We start from the raw sequence: 15,242 nt of genomic DNA on the forward strand, positions 1-15,242 counted from the left end.
AGCGCTTGTTTACTTTTAATAATATTTCCCTCCAACTGGGGGGAAATACCATTCTCAAAAATATGAGTGGAACGATACAGCAAGGCGCGGTTACCGCGCTGATTGGTCCTAACGGCTCAGGCAAGAGCACTCTATTGTCGGTACTTTGTGGCTTGCAAGCCCCTTCCAGTGGGCAAGTGGAATTTGCTGGCCAAGCTTTACCAAGCTATAGCCGTGCTCAGCTAGCTAAAAAGCTAGCCTTGTTACCACAACGCAACCCCGTGCCTGCCACTTTAAATGTGGCCGACTTAGTGTGTTTTGGTCGTCACCCTCACCGCCCTTGGTACAAAAATATCTCTAGCAAAGATAAGGAAATCATTGATTGGGCGATGCAAGAAACTGGGGTTAAACATTATGCTCGGCAATTGCTTACCGATTTATCGGGTGGCGAATTACAGCGTGTTTGGTTAGCGATGGTACTTGCCCAAGATACCGAAGTATTAATGTTGGATGAACCGACCTCTTGGCTAGATATCTCTCACCAATTGAGCCTGCTTAAAATTGTTCGACGCCTGAACCAGAAATACCACAAAACCATAGTATGGGTACTCCACGATTTAAACCAAGCCGCGCAGTTTAGCGACCAAGCAATTTTGATAAATCATGGCCTCATTGTGAATAGTGGTGAGGCCAAACAGGTGATTAACGCCAAGGACGTAAGCGAAGTTTACCAAACTCCGGTTACCAGCCACCAACTAGGGCAACAACAAATACTATGGCCAGAGGAGCAGCAATGATCCTGCTAGCAACTCGCCTGATGTTTTTAGCCATAACCTTACTAGGCACAACAGCGGCTCATGCCGCCGGCCAGCAAGTATGTTTAAGCAATTGCGTTAGCCTCGAGCAGCCTGCTGTGCGGGTAGTAGCACTGAATTGGTCTGCAACGGAAATGCTGCTGAGCCTAGATATTGTGCCCGTAGGAGTAACCTTAACTAAAGGCTACAAGAAGTGGCAAACCAACCACCCTGCACTGCCCGACTCGGTCACCGAAATAGGTCGTCGCCAAGAGCCAGATCTGGCCACTATCGCGAGGTTAAAGCCCGACTTAATTATTGGTTATGAATTTCGCCATCGCCGAATTTTAGACGCCTTAGAGCACATAGCTCCTACTTTGCTTTACCAGCAATTTCCCTCAGCTAAGCAAACTGACTTTAGTTACTTTGAGCAGTCGCAACAGGTATTTAGTGGCATTGCTAAGTTAGTGAATAAAATTGAACTCGCTGATGCAACTTTACAGCGTTTAAGCCTGCGCTTAGCCGAGCTAAAACAGCAACTTGCAGACCAAGGTTTAAGCGATAAACCAATTGCTTACGCCAAGTTTGTTGGCATGGGTTACGGCTTAAGAGTGTTCACCGATAAAAGCCTGGCCGGTGCGATAAGCCAGCAGCTAGGGCTCAATTATGTTTGGCAGCAAGGTTTGCCGGGTAAAGATTTTATCCACCTGCAACTTGAGCAGCTGCCAAAGCTAAGCAACAGCCATTTGCTGCTTGCGGGCAACCAAGTAGATGGCGAGCGCATGATGCATTCACCGGTGTGGCCTTTATTGCCTTTTGTTGAGCAGAACCAGTTATCGGAAGTTGAACCTTTATTTAGTTTTGGTGGGCCACTGTCGTCGATAAAAATGGCTGAATCCTTTGCTAATTCACTACTAGATTGGCAGGAGCAACAAGGTGGTTAAATCTCTTTCTTCAAGCCTAGGTTTGCTGCTGTTATTGCTAAGCGCATACTATTTTAGCCGCCCCGCCATTGCACCGGTTGGTTTGGCAGACGCAATGCTGACTAACATTTGGCTACCAACTGCGCTGATGGCTTTATGCACTGGCGCACTGCTAGCAAGCTCTGGCTTCTTAATTCAAAACAGCTTAGATAACGACTTTGCCTCCCCATCTACCTTAGGAATTGCCGCTGGTGCGCTGCTTGGAGCAGTGCTAGTACGAGTCATTGTGCCAGAGGCCAACCTACAACTGGTATGGGTGGGAGCCTTAGTTGGTGGCCTGTTGCTGTCTTTTGCGGTATTAGCGGTTAGCCAGCTAATTGGAGGCGGCAAACTGCCAGTAGTTTTAATTGGCATGGCGCTGGGTTTAAGCGCTGGCGCGCTATCTTCGCTGTTTATGCTGTACTTCGAAAACCAAACCGATGGCTTGTTTTTGTGGGGCAGCGGGCAAGTACTGCAAACCAACCCAGAAGTACTAAAACAAACAGCGCTCCCCATGCTGGCATTTTTGGCCTTAAGCCTCTTGGTCTTGCCTAAGTTAGCGCTATTTTTATTAGGCGATACCAATGCCGCAGCCTTGGGGTTAGCGGTTAAACCCTGGCGCTGGACTATTTTGCTGCTCGCCATTGGCCAAGCTGCCTTAGCCACTTCAATCGTTGGCATGATTGGCTTTGTGGGCTTAATGGCGCCTCACCTTACTCGCTTAGTATTAAGACTCGCTAAGGGCGAAAACAATCATGTCGCTTTACAATGGCTAGTCACCGTTATTATTGGTGCAGCCTTAGTATTAGCCGCAGAGTGGTGCTCGCGCAGCTTACTGTTTCTAGGGTATCGCTTACCAACTGGCGCTTTTACTGCCTTGCTTGGCGCGCCTTACTTTGTATTCCTGCTCTTTCAACGCTCGGGTAAAGCGCTTGCAGCCGTGGAAAGCCAAAACATCGGCTTAACACCAATCATTCATGCCCGACCTCGCGTGGTACTGGCTTCGCTTTGTGCTCTGCTTGGTTTAAGTTTGTTTTTTTGTTTGCGCAGCCCACAAGATGTAGGCGCAATATGGGTGAATCAGCGGGTGCTGCTGGCAGGTTTAGGTGGTTTTGGCTTAGCCTGCGCAGGTACGTTGCTGCAAACCTTATTTAAAAACCCCATGGCCAGCCCAGATATATCTGGTGTAAGTGCGGTGGCAGTATTACTGATTGCCGTGGTATTGGTGTACTTTCCAGCTGCAAATCAATGGCAGTTAACCCTCGCCGCGTTGGTCGGTGGAAGCTTGGTGATTGGCTTATTGTCTTGGGGCTTAAAGCAGCAACTCAGTGTTGCCCAGTTAGCCTTATTTGGCATTGTAATTACTGCCTTTGCTGGCACCGCCACCCAGATTTTACTCACCTTTGGCAGCTCCACCGCCTCGGTCACCATGATGTGGTTAGCGGGTACCACCTACGGGGCAACCTTTGATCGAATTATCCCAATAGCTTCGGTTATCGCACTTTGCTTGGTTGCCATCATCCCGCTGTTAAGGCAGTTAGATTTAATGCCGCTTGGCGAAGTTATTCCTAAAACCTTAGGCCTGGCATTACAGCGCCAACGTTACTTGTTATTGGCTATTTCGGCGGTTCTCACTGCTATTTGTGTATCCAGTATTGGGGCGATTAGCTTTATCGGCTTATTAGCACCGCACTGTGCGCGGCTTTTAGGTTTATATCGCCACAAACATCTATTACCCGCGTCGGGCATTACTGGTGCCATTTTATTGATATGGGCCGACAGCTTAGGCCGCGAATTAATGGCGCCTAACGAAATACCCGCAGGTCTTATGGTATCGGTTATCGGCTCCATCTACTTCATTTTACTCTTGCTTCTTAGCTACAGGAATCGCGTGTGAATACACTCCAACAATTTCTCAATCAACGTGTGTCTTACCACGTTCATGAGCTGTCTTTGCCGGCGCCTAATACCCAGCAAATGACCGATATATTACAAGCGGCCATGAGCACTCCCGACCACGGAAAGCTAAAGCCATGGCACTTTTTAGTGATTAAGCAAACTCGCATTGAAGAGCTAATCAGCTTGCTACAAACCGCATGGCAACAAAGCAATAGTGAGCTAGATCCACAGCGAGCGAAACGCCTTGCTAGCTACTTAAAACAAGCCCCCAGCATCGTGTTGGTATCAGCCGAAATAAACGAGCCCAGCCCCATCTCCAAACAAGACCAAGTGTTCTCTGCAGCAGCCGCATGCCAAATGATTTTGTTAGCTGCAGACGCTTTAGGGTTTGGCGGGGTTTGGTATAGCACTGATGCGGTCGAGCTACCTAATGTGCGCCAATTATTGGGCTTACAAAATAAGCACCAACCAGTAGGTTTTTTGGTATTAGGCAGCCCAATAAGTAAAAGAGAAAAAGCCCGCGCGAATGTGAGCGACCACAGCTTCGAGTGGCTTGGCGCGGCAAACGTAAGCCCTTGGGGAGAAACTAAATCAGCCAATCAGGAGCGACTAAAATGAGTACCCATGCACTTTGTCAGCAGGCCTTTTTCAATAGCCTTTTGGCTGAAACCGCCAACAAACATCTTGAGGGAGAGTCGGTCTTTCTTCCTCTTTCTACTAAGGCCAGCTTGGAGTTAAAGCTACGTTACGTATCGCCCAGCTGGCGCCACCGTTATAGCGGCGAAATCATTTTGCATGAGGCGCAAAGCCAAAGCCCAATAAGCTTTAAGCAAGCTACTACGCTGGTTGTAAATGCACTTTACCCTGAGTTAAGCGAAGACAAAAAAGCCTTATTCTTACAGCGGGTGCAAGACTCTAATTGCTACATAAACAGCTCCGAGCAGGCGCTGGCGGAGCGCTCTACGCTTACGCTAGACCAGTTTATTTTATCGGAGCAAAGTTTAACTGGTGGCCACAGCATGCACCCTGCAGGTAAAAGCTGCGAGCCGCTTAACCAGCAAGAGAAGACCCAATATTTACCAGAGTTTGCTGGCCAATTCTCGATAGAATGGTTTGCGGTACATAGCTCGCACTTAGCAGGCGAAAGTGAAGTTGGCGACTTGAGTGACAAGCTCAAGCAGCTGTATAGCAACAGCGTTAAGATCGCCAAAGAGCCGAGCGAGATTCAATTTATCGATAAACAATGGGTGCCGTTTCCTATGCACCCCTTGCAAGCTAAAGCTTGGCGAGAAAGCCAGCAAGCTTTAAGCCTGAACGAAGTGGTAAAAGACTTAGCACTAAGCTCACCAGGCTGGACAGCCACCTCGTCTAGCCGTGCTATTTACCATCCACAACAAGCTTGGATGTTAAAGGTGTCATTACCGGTTAAGCTCACCAACTCTTTACGCTTATTAAGCAGTAAAGAAGCCAAACGAGGCATTCAATTTTCTCAGCTACTTAATAGTGAGAACGGAGCAGAGTTACGCCAACGCTTACCAAACAGCTACTTTATCGAAGAGCCGCTTTGGGCCAGCATTAACGACATAGATGGAGAGGTGTTAGATCTTCCACTCATTAGTTTTAGAGAAAACCCCTTCCATAAATCCAATCAAGAGAAAAGCCAGTTAAACGCAGCCAATGTGTATTGTTTAGCCAGCATAAACCAAGTAAACGCCAGCCAAACCGAGCCGCAAATAGTTAGCTGGATTAAGCGCTATGCCCAGCAACAGCAACTGTGTTTTGAGCACGCTGCACTGCGTTGGATGTCGACTTTTTGGGATAATATAATCAAGCCACTGTGTATCGCACGTTCAGATTATGGCTTTGTTTTGCTGGCCCACCAGCAAAATATCTTAGTCAAAATTGAAGATAATTTACCTACAGGCTCAGCCTTTAGAGATTGCCAAGGTATCGGCTTAACCAGCCAAGCATTAGCATTATTCAAAGAGCAACTTAGCGATGGCGTACCTGAGTACTTTATGGAAGCTGAGCAGGTTAATCCTTATCACGCTTACTATTTGATAGGAAATACCTTACTCAACACCATCGCTGCCATCGGAGCAGGCGAGCTAATTAACGAAACCAAACTGTGGGATTTATGTCGCGACAAAATGAGTGAGCTTAGCGCCAGAAACCCGAAAGATAACTCTTTTTACAGCTACTTACTCAACTCACCAAGCCTTCACTGGAAGCGCAATTTCTATTGCTTTTTAGCCGACCATAACGAGGCAACATTAGCCGACCCGAGCCAGATTTATTGCTCTATTTCAAATCCTTTTCAACAGCAAAAAGCTGAGCAATTAAGCTTTAAAAGCTTAGCCGGAGGCCGAACCCTGTGTTTCGCAGATGAACGCATCTCCGATAATGCCATTAAGTTCGAGATTCGAGAGAGCGGGACTAGCCTAAGCCGGGGATTAATAGAAAAAGTAGGTGATTGGTGCCAACTTAGTTTTGAAGAAGATGATGCGCAGTTAAATGCGATTCATAAAACCGATGACTTACTATGGTGGAGTGCCGCTGAACATGGCTTGTTCCAACTTAACGTAGCTGCCTTGCAAAGTAACTACTACCCCAAAGCAGCCAAAGCATTAGTTGCGGAATCACAATATAAGGCTTTGAGTTTAAGCCAGTTTTTACAAACAGCGCCACTATGGCGAGAGCCGCAAGCAGCGCATCAGCCAAAAACCTTAGTGGCCACTAACGGCATAAAGCATCCTACTCGCCCCAACAAACCAACCGGGCAAGTATTTACCCGCTATTTTTATCACCTTAAGCGACAAGTCACCTTTAGGGTGATAGACAAACAGCGAGATTTAAGCTGCTTTAACCGCTGGCACAACCACCCCATTATCTCACCGGTGTGGGAGTTAGAAGGCAGCCTTCAAAGTCACACTGAGTACCTAAGTAAAATGGAAGAGGACGCCCATCAATATGCCGTAATTGGTGAATTTGACGGCATTCCCTTTGGTTATTTTGAGGTGTATTGGACGCCAGAAGACAGGTTAGGTCCGCATTATCAATGCCAAGATTACGACCGAGGAGTACACATACTGGTAGGCAATTTTAGCTTTAGAGGCGGCGTGTATTTTGATACTTGGGGCTCGGCCATTTTGCAGTACTGCTTTTTAGATGAGCCCAATACCCAACGAATCATGGGCGAGCCGCGTGCCGATAATCACCGCGTAGTTAGCATTACCGAAAGACTAGGTTTAGAAAAGCAATTCGAGTTTGATTTTCCTCACAAGCGAGCGGCGCTATTACAGTGCGACCGCGAGCATTTTTTCACTCAATATGCGATTTAGGGATAGTAATATGAACACTCAAAAAGTAGATCTATTAGGCGTTGGTATTGGTCCCTTTAACCTTAGTATTGCCGCGCTCGCCAGCACTAAATCGGCCCTTTCCACCTTGTTTCTAGAGAGAAAAAAGGAGTTTGCGTGGCACCCTGGCTTGTTGCTTAACGACGCTAAAATGCAAACCTCTTACTTAAAAGATTTAGTCACTGGTATAGACCCAACCAACCCCTATAGTTTTTTAAACTACTTGGTGGAGCAGCATAAACTCTATCCATTTATTGCTTCCGGCCAATCGGTAATATCGCGTTTAGAATTTTCCCACTACTTAAGCTGGGCGGCCCACAGCTTGGCTAATACCCGATTTGACCAAAACGTTCAGTCAATCGAGTTTGATGGTGACCTTTTTAGCATCGAGACCGACAATCAGAGTTATCAAAGTAAGCATTTGGTTGTAGGCACTGGCATGCAACCGCAAGTACCTGCGTTTTGCGAACCACACATAAGCAATAGCTGTTTTCATGCCAGTGAATTAGCGCTAAGAAAACCCAATTTAAGCGGTAAACGAGTAGCTATTATTGGTGGCGGGCAAACCGGTGCAGACGTATTCCAACACCTCTTCGACAATACCTTTGGTGAGGTAAAAGAGATTAACTGGATATCGCGCCGCTCTAACATAGAGGCCTTAGATGAAAGCTGCTTTACTGACCAGTACTTCATGCCAGATTACGTAGATGGTTTTTACCAACTGGCACAGCAAACCAAGAACAGTGAAGTATCGCGACAGAAGCTAACCAGCGATGGCATCACCAATGATTGCCTACAAGGCATTTATCAACGCTTATATCACGACCGTTTTGTACTTAATAAACCGAGTTGGTGGTCTATTCAACCGAATCGTACCCTTATGTCTATGGCACATTCAGAGCTTGGTTATAAGCTGCATTTGGAACACGGTCTTACCCACGACAATACTCAAATAAACGCCGATGTAGTGATTCTGTGCACCGGTTATAGCCGTGCTCTACCGGCGTGCTTAAGTGAACTTGCCAAGCAAATCCCACTTAATCCACAAGGCCTGCCCGAGCTATGCCCAGACTTTAGCGTGAAATGGCCTGGTGCGAGTCGCAACCACATTTACATGGTTAACGCTGGCATTCACAGCCACGGTATTGCCGAGCCACAACTAAGCTTGGCCACTTGGCGTGCGGCCAAAATACTTAACCACGCCAGCGGCCAAAATCTCTACGATATTGAGCCCGCCGAGGCGGTAGTTGACTGGGGATTAAATGCTATAGAGCAAACCGACCAGCGTTTAGCTGCATTAGGTTCATAGTAATTAATTGCGGCTTCGGCCGCTTTATTTCCCTTCAGCAGCCCTCAAGTTAGCTATCTAGAAACAAGCCTCCAAAAGTTCTGGAGGCTAGTATTTATGCGCAGAAACTAAGGCCGTTATGAAGCATCTTTATAAGGGTTACGCGGGTCTTGCGTCCAGTTCATGTAAGGCTTCTCGGCCTCCTTTTGCTCCATCTTAATACACTGCTCAACTGGGCAGGTGATTTGGCAAAGGTTACAGCCAACACATTTATCTTCAATTACTTCAAACGCAACACTGCCATCGGCGCGTTCTGTTTTATTGATGGCTTGGTGAGAGGTATCTTCACAGGCAATATAGCAGCGACCGCAGCCAATACATTTGTCTTTGTCAATATCGGCTACAACCTTGTAGTTCATATTGAGGTACTTCCAATCGGTAGTATTAGGAACTGCTAGGCCTTGAAAGTCAGTGATTTTTTCATAACCCTTGCTGTCCATCCAATTAGATAAGCCCGACTTCATCTCTTCAACAATTCTAAATCCGTAGATCATCGCGGCGGTACACACTTGCACCGAGCCCGACCCCAAAGAAATAAACTCTGCGGCATCGCGCCAATTACCGATACCACCAATCCCCGAGATGGGTAAGCCCGCGGTTTCCGGATCTCGAGCAATCTCGCTCACCATGTTTAAGGCAATCGGTTTAACAGCTGGGCCACAATAGCCACCATGAGTACTCTTACCATCTACAATCGGTCTGGCGGCCATTTGGTCCAAATCGATACCAGTAATTGAATTAATGGTGTTAATCAGCGATACCGCGTCGGCGCCACCTCGTTTTGCCGCCTGAGCAGAAAAACGAATATCGGTAATGTTAGGTGTGAGTTTTACGATAACCGGCATGCTACTGTAGATTTTGCACCAGCGAGTCACCATTTCTACGTACTCTGGCACTTGTCCTACCGCTGCGCCCATGCCTCGCTCGGGCATCCCATGAGGACAACCAAAGTTAAGCTCTAAACCATCGGCTCCTGTTTGCTCAACTTGTTTTACAATTTTCTTCCAGGCTTCTTCTTCACAAGGCACCATCAGCGATACTACTAGCGCTCTATCTGGCCAGCTTTTTTTAACCGCTTCAATTTCGCGTAAGTTAACCTCTAAGCTGCGATCGGTAATTAACTCGATGTTGTTAAAGCCTGCCACTTCGCCATTGTGGTCATAAATCGCCGAATAACGAGAGGAAACATTTACCGCTGCTGGGTCTTCACCTAGTGTTTTCCACACCACTCCACCCCAGCCAGCTTCATAGGCTCGTTCCACATTGTAAGCCTTGTCTGTTGGCGGAGCAGACGCTAGCCAAAATGGGTTTGGAGATTTAATTCCTGCAAATTCTATTGATAAGTCAGCCATAATTTCACACCTCTACCGAATTAATATGTTGATGGATCGCTAAGGCAGCTAACTTGCCTTGCTGAACAGCTTCAACAGTAAGATCTTGTCCCTCTGCGGTGCAGTCGCCACCAGCAAACACGCCATCTAGGCTGGTAACATGCTGGCCTACGGTAGTGATTTTGCCGTTACTTAGAGTGGGAATTAGCTGCTCTTTTTCGGGGTAAGCAAATTTTTGCCCCACCGCTTTGAACACAGCAGAGCAAGCAATATCAAAGGTTTGCTCGCTATCTTTTAATTGCCCGTCTTCGCTATAGGTTTTCCTAAAGGTCATACTGCGTAGCACGCCATCATGGTCGAGGTTAATCTTCTCGGGTTTGGCCCAGGTTTTTATTCTCACCTGATGAATTTTAGCAATTTGTTGTTCATGTTTGGTGGCGCTCATTTGCTCTTCACCACGGCGATAAACTAAGGTAACTTCTTCGGTGCCTAAACGTTTAAGCTGGCATGCCATGTCTATTGCGGTATTGCCCGCCCCAATAACCACTGCGCTTTCCGGCGGGATATCGAGTTGATTTAGGTCACTGGCTTGGCGCAACTCTCTAATAAAATCAACAGCATTAATCACTTGAGGATGTACTTCGTTCACCAACATTAATGACTGCACATCTTGTAGGCCCAAGGCCAAGAACACCGCATCAAACTTGTCTTTTAGTTGCTCTAGGCTGATGTCTTTTCCTAAAGCTGTTTCGGTATGTAAGGTAATACCGCCGATGCTTAATATAAAATCCACTTCTTTTTGGGCAAAGTTATCGGTGAGCTTATATTTGGCAATGCCATACTCATTTAAGCCACCCGCTTTGGATGCAGCTTCGAAAATTTCCACATCATTACCCAACATCGCTAAACGGTGAGCACAACTTAAACCGGCTGGCCCAGCCCCTACAACAGCTACGGTTTTTCCAGTGGCAGCTTCACGCTTAAAGGGATGACCAACAAATACTGCATTGTCTGTCGCATGACGTTGCAATAGGCCAATCTTCACCGGAGCCTGTTCTTGTTCTTTGTTTCGAACACATGCTTGTTCACACAGTATTTCCGTTGGACACACCCGCGCACAGCTGCCACCCATAATGTTTTCTTGGTAAATGGTTTTGGCTGCGCCAGTTAAGTCATCAGCATGAATACTGGCAATAAAACTAGGAATGTTAATTTTTGAAGGGCAAGCGGTTATGCAAGGCGCGTCGTAGCAATAATAACAACGCGAACTTTCTATTCCGGCTTGGCGGGCACTTAACGCAGGGTTGATGTCCTTGAACATTTGATCAAGCGCTAGCTGCTGTTGCGAATAGCCTTGCGGCTTCTCCATACTCATCACCATGGGATCTCCTTATCTTTTTTATTACTGAGACGTGCATCTCTAGTTGTATAAAAATAAGGCAAAGCCCATGCCACCTCCTGACCGCCCGGTCAGAAGATTACTTTGAAACAATCAATATCATCATATCCATTTGTTTTTTATGGATAATTAAGTCACTTTCCAGCTAAAAATAACTTAGCACTATTACAACTGCTGCAATTACACGGTATGCTTTAGTTAGGCTACTTGCTCACTTTAAAGGCAAACAGCTACATAATAGTGCAATAAGTGCTCTTACATTGAGAAACTAATTAGTATGAAAACTCCGCCGCCAGGCAAAGCAAAACGCCGTAAGCTCGCCGATATTCGCAAAGACAACTTGAAGCAAATCTTAGAGGTAGCAGAAAAGCTATTTGCTCAAAATGGCTATAGCGCTACTACCATTGCAGCCATCGCAGCCGAAGCTAACTTACCCAAAGCAAATGTGCTCTATTACTTCAAAACTAAAGAAGCCTTATATAAGGGTGTTTTAAGCCAACTGTTGGTGGTTTGGATGAGCCACATGGATGAGATGACAGCCGATAACCACCCCAAGCTGGCGCTACGCCAATACATATTGCAAAAAATGACGCTATCTAAAGATCACCCAAATGCCTCTCGAATATTTGCTGCCGAAATCCTGCATGGTGCGCCTTACTTGCGTGAGCAATTAGCCACCGAGCTAAAACAACAGTTTGATAAAACCTGTCAGGTATTTAGGGAATGGATCGCCAAGCAGTGGATGGATCCCATCAACCCAGAGCACCTGCTATTTATGATTTGGTCGTCTACTCAGGCTTACGCCGATTATGCAATGCAAAGCAGTATGATGATGGATAAAGAGAAGTTGGAAGAAAGCGACTACGAGGAAGGCGTTGAGTTTCTCACACGCATGGTACTTAAAGGTTGTGGCGTTAAACTATTCTAATAAAACAATAGCTTAACACCACGCGAAACCAACAGAGCAAGCAATATTACTCAGTACTCTGGCTAGCTTTTTTCGTTAATTTAAGTTCAAGCCAAATCACTTGCCAGCATCGTACTATCTTCACTAACTTGTTCAGCCATTGTCAGCATGGCATTTAATAATACCGAGCAGCCTGCTTCACATTCTTCTTGGGTCGTGCTCTCAATTTCGTTATGACTAATCCCACCTAGACAAGGGGTAAAAATCATTCCAGTAGGCGCAAAGTCGGAGACATAACAGGCGTCGTGTCCGGCACCAGCGATAATATCCATATGGCTGTACCCTAGTTTGGCCGTCGCATTTCTTACTGCTTCGACACACGCTTTGTCAAAGTGAATAGGCTCATAATACCAAAACGGATCAAGCTCAATTGCTACTTCAGTTTGCGCGGCTAACTCAGCAACAAAATCACTCAGCTCTTTATCCATAGCACTTAGCTCTTCATCCAAGGGGTGGCGTAAATCAATACTCATTTCAATTTTACCGGGAATGGTATTTCTAGAGTTGGGCGTAACATTAACAAAGCCTACGGTTCCACACCCCGGAGGGTGAGCTTTAGCAATGTCTTCTACCTTTTGAATGAGCTGAGTACTGGCCAACAGCGCATCCTTACGCAAGTGCATTGGAGTAGTACCAGCGTGTGACTCTCGACCCGTTAACGTAGCATTAAACCAGCGCTGCCCCTGACCTCCGGTCACCACGCCAATCTGTTTTTCTTCCGCCTCTAAATAGGGGCCTTGTTCAATATGCGTTTCGAAAAAGGCATGGAACTGTCTGCCGGTTACTGGAACATCTCCGGCAAAGCCAATTCTCTGCAGCTCGTCACCTAAACGCAAACCATCAACATCACGACTGTCCAATATCTCTTGCAGACTAAAGCGGCCAGACACCACCCCAGACCCCATCATTGCTGGTGCGAATCGCGAGCCTTCTTCATTAGTCCACACCGATATTTCAATAGGATGTTTGGTTTTAATACCAAGATCATTGAGTGAGCGCACCACTTCTAAGCCGGATAGTACGCCGAAAACCCCATCAAATTTACCACCCGAAGGTTGAGTATCTAAGTGACTGCCTGTTCCAACAGGCGCTAAACTCATATCCTCACCGGGGCGTACACAAAATATGTTGCCAACCTGATCAACACTTACCGTACACCCGGCTTCTTCAGCCCACTTAATGTAAAGCTCGCGACCTTGCTTATCGAGATCAGTTAAGGCTAAGCGCTTGCACCCCCCTTTGGCTGTGGCACCTATTTTTGCCATTTCCATTAAACTGTCCCACAAGCGGTCACTATTAATTTTAAAGCTACTCATCATGGCCTCCAATAACCAAACTATGCCTAGTACTAAGCAGTGAAGTAACAAATCAGTTCTATACGAGGTGGACACATGCAAACTACTGACCACGCGGACAGGATATAAACCACAAACACATAAGCCATTGATTTATTTAGATATAATTAAACCACATACAAATAACATCAGTAAAAACAGTTAATTCCCGAGTAAATCGCTCAGTTTTTATGCACTAATATTGGGCTTAACCGCCCAGCCTTGAGGCGTTAGCCTTCTTTGCCAAGCTCTACAAACACTGCCACTTTAAGCACTCAAGCCAAGTAAGTACGCGGCTTACAGCATACTCAAATACAACTTCTGTCCACATGGTCAGCAGATTGCATAAGCATAAATACCTCAAAAGAGATAGACAAACACCTCAAGCATGGTGTTGTCTTTAAGCAAGTCGAAATGGAGTTTGTGAGCCATGAGTTTATTAATAAAAGGTGGAAAGGTAGTAAACGCTGATCAAAGCATATTTGCCGACGTTTACTGTGAACACGGTTTGATTAAAGCAGTAGGCGAGAACCTAAGCGTTCCCGACGATGCCGAAGTCATCGACGCCAAAGGCAAGCTGGTGATGCCTGGAGGTATCGATCCGCACACTCACATGCAGCTTCCGTTTATGGGAACAGTGGCAAGCGAAGACTTCTATAGCGGCACTGCTGCTGGCTTGGCCGGCGGCACCACCATGATTATCGACTTTGTGATCCCCAATCCTCAGCAACCCTTGATGGAAGCATTTAATACTTGGAGAGATTGGGCTTCGCGCTCGGTAGCTGACTACTCTTTCCACGTAGCGGTAACCTGGTGGGACGACAGCGTATACCAAGATATGGGCCTGTTAGTTAACGAACATGGAGTGAACAGCTTTAAACACTTTATGGCATATAAAAATGCCATTATGGCGGAAGACGAAACCTTGGTGAACAGCTTCAATCGCTGCTTAGAGTTAGGCGCTATGCCTACGGTTCATGCGGAAAATGGCGAGCTTGTCTATCACCTGCAACAAAAGCTGCTTGAAGCTGGCATGACTGGCCCAGAAGCTCACCCACTCTCTCGGCCTACCGAAGTAGAAGGCGAAGCCGCCAACAGGGCGATCCGTATCGCACAGTCACTGGGCGTACCACTGTATTTAGTGCACGTTTCATGTAAAGAAGCGGTAGATGAAATAGCCAGAGCTCGCCATGAAGGCCAGCGGGTTTACGGCGAGTGTTTAGCCGGACATTTAGAGTTAGATGACAGCGTTTATCAAAGCACTGATTGGGCGACTGCCGCAGCTCATGTTATGAGCCCGCCTTTCCGACCTAAAGGTCACCAAGAGGTATTATGGAAAGCACTACAAGGTGGCACATTACAAACTACCGCTACTGACCACTGCTGTTTTTGCGCTGAGCAAAAAGCGGCTGGGAAAGATGACTTTAGCAAAATCCCCAATGGCACTGCCGGCGTAGAAGACCGAATGATGGTGCTTTGGGATTCGGGCGTCAATCAAGGTCGTTTAAGCGAGCAAGAATTTGTCGCGGTTACATCGACTAACTCGGCCCAAATATTCAATATTTACCCACAAAAAGGTAGCATTGCTGCGGGCTCAGATGCCGACATCGTTATCTGGGATCCTCAGAAAAAACATACCCTCTCGGCCGCCACCCATAACCAGAAAATTGATTTTAATATCTTTGAAGGGCGCACTGTTACCGGCGCACCTCACATCACTATTAGCCAAGGTAAGGTGGTATTTAAAGATGGTCAGTTGTTTGTAGAGGAAGGAGCCGGGCGCTACATAAAACGACCCGCTTTCCCTTCTATTTTTGATGCCGTGGAAAAATTTAATAAGGCAAATACTCCAGTGCCAGTACAGCGCTAA

General features: G+C 46.6%; 11 protein-coding genes. 8 read left to right on the top strand and 3 right to left on the bottom strand.

The genetic code is table 11. The annotated features are described in order from the left end of the window. The first annotated feature begins 5 nt into the window (after positions 1–5). From ACYFDN_RS09580 to ACYFDN_RS09605, 6 genes are read left to right on the top strand one after another with little or no spacing between them, the layout of a single operon-like run. Positions 6–776, top strand: coding sequence for an ABC transporter ATP-binding protein (locus ACYFDN_RS09580; protein ID WP_483510878.1), 771 nt, complete (start codon positions 6–8; stop codon positions 774–776). Then, a complete protein-coding gene (locus tag ACYFDN_RS09585; RefSeq protein WP_483510879.1) occupies positions 773–1,717 on the top strand; it encodes an ABC transporter substrate-binding protein in 945 nt (314 codons plus the stop codon). The genes ACYFDN_RS09580 and ACYFDN_RS09585 overlap by 4 nt, the downstream gene beginning before the upstream one ends. Continuing rightward, positions 1,710–3,632 carry an iron ABC transporter permease gene (locus ACYFDN_RS09590; RefSeq protein WP_483510880.1) on the top strand — a complete coding sequence of 641 codons (1,923 nt, stop codon included), beginning with the start codon at positions 1,710–1,712 and terminating at the stop codon, positions 3,630–3,632. The genes ACYFDN_RS09585 and ACYFDN_RS09590 overlap by 8 nt, the downstream gene beginning before the upstream one ends. Continuing rightward, on the top strand, positions 3,629–4,252 hold the full coding sequence (locus ACYFDN_RS09595) for a nitroreductase family protein (RefSeq protein ID WP_016401606.1): 624 nt from the start codon (positions 3,629–3,631) through the stop codon (positions 4,250–4,252). The genes ACYFDN_RS09590 and ACYFDN_RS09595 overlap by 4 nt, the downstream gene beginning before the upstream one ends. After that, positions 4,249–6,975, top strand: coding sequence for a GNAT family N-acetyltransferase (locus ACYFDN_RS09600; protein WP_483510881.1), 2,727 nt, complete (start codon positions 4,249–4,251; stop codon positions 6,973–6,975). The genes ACYFDN_RS09595 and ACYFDN_RS09600 overlap by 4 nt, the downstream gene beginning before the upstream one ends. A gap of 10 nt (positions 6,976–6,985) precedes the next feature. Next, positions 6,986–8,302 (top strand): lysine N(6)-hydroxylase/L-ornithine N(5)-oxygenase family protein, encoded by a 1,317-nt coding sequence (locus ACYFDN_RS09605; protein WP_483510882.1) that lies wholly within the window; start codon positions 6,986–6,988, stop codon positions 8,300–8,302. Positions 8,303–8,418: 116 nt separating this feature from the next. On the opposite strand, the gene preA is transcribed toward ACYFDN_RS09605, so the two are convergent. Together preA and ACYFDN_RS09615 are read right to left on the bottom strand one after the other, a co-directional pair. Then, positions 8,419–9,693: an NAD-dependent dihydropyrimidine dehydrogenase subunit PreA gene (preA, locus tag ACYFDN_RS09610; RefSeq protein ID WP_483510884.1), complete on the bottom strand. Its 1,275-nt coding sequence runs from the start codon at positions 9,691–9,693 to the stop codon at positions 8,419–8,421. Between the two features lie 4 nt (positions 9,694–9,697). Next, positions 9,698–11,053: an NAD(P)-dependent oxidoreductase gene (locus ACYFDN_RS09615; RefSeq protein ID WP_483510885.1), complete on the bottom strand. Its 1,356-nt coding sequence runs from the start codon at positions 11,051–11,053 to the stop codon at positions 9,698–9,700. Positions 11,054–11,348: 295 nt separating this feature from the next. Between ACYFDN_RS09615 and ACYFDN_RS09620 the strand changes: the two genes are divergently transcribed. Next, on the top strand, positions 11,349–11,999 hold the full coding sequence (locus ACYFDN_RS09620) for a TetR family transcriptional regulator C-terminal domain-containing protein (RefSeq protein WP_483510886.1): 651 nt from the start codon (positions 11,349–11,351) through the stop codon (positions 11,997–11,999). An 86-nt stretch (positions 12,000–12,085) separates the two neighbouring features. On the opposite strand, the gene ACYFDN_RS09625 is transcribed toward ACYFDN_RS09620, so the two are convergent. Beyond that, entirely contained in the window at positions 12,086–13,354 is a 1,269-nt protein-coding gene (locus tag ACYFDN_RS09625) for a Zn-dependent hydrolase (protein WP_483510887.1), read from the bottom strand. A 448-nt stretch (positions 13,355–13,802) separates the two neighbouring features. Between ACYFDN_RS09625 and hydA the strand changes: the two genes are divergently transcribed. Further along, entirely contained in the window at positions 13,803–15,242 is a 1,440-nt protein-coding gene (gene hydA / locus ACYFDN_RS09630; RefSeq protein WP_152784302.1) for a dihydropyrimidinase, read from the top strand.

It is taken from the genome of Agarivorans sp. D1326 (assembly GCF_056958115.1).

Coding starts and splice junctions, on each gene's coding strand:
- ACYFDN_RS09585 (WP_483510879.1), top strand. CDS start 773: ATGATCCTGCTAGCAACTCGCCTGATGTTTTTAGCCATAACCTTACTA.
- ACYFDN_RS09600 (WP_483510881.1), top strand. CDS start 4,249: ATGAGTACCCATGCACTTTGTCAGCAGGCCTTTTTCAATAGCCTTTTG.
- ACYFDN_RS09605 (WP_483510882.1), top strand. CDS start 6,986: ATGAACACTCAAAAAGTAGATCTATTAGGCGTTGGTATTGGTCCCTTT.
- preA (WP_483510884.1), bottom strand. CDS start 9,693: ATGGCTGACTTATCAATAGAATTTGCAGGAATTAAATCTCCAAACCCA.
- ACYFDN_RS09615 (WP_483510885.1), bottom strand. CDS start 11,053: ATGGTGATGAGTATGGAGAAGCCGCAAGGCTATTCGCAACAGCAGCTA.
- ACYFDN_RS09620 (WP_483510886.1), top strand. CDS start 11,349: ATGAAAACTCCGCCGCCAGGCAAAGCAAAACGCCGTAAGCTCGCCGAT.
- ACYFDN_RS09625 (WP_483510887.1), bottom strand. CDS start 13,354: ATGAGTAGCTTTAAAATTAATAGTGACCGCTTGTGGGACAGTTTAATG.
- hydA (WP_152784302.1), top strand. CDS start 13,803: ATGAGTTTATTAATAAAAGGTGGAAAGGTAGTAAACGCTGATCAAAGC.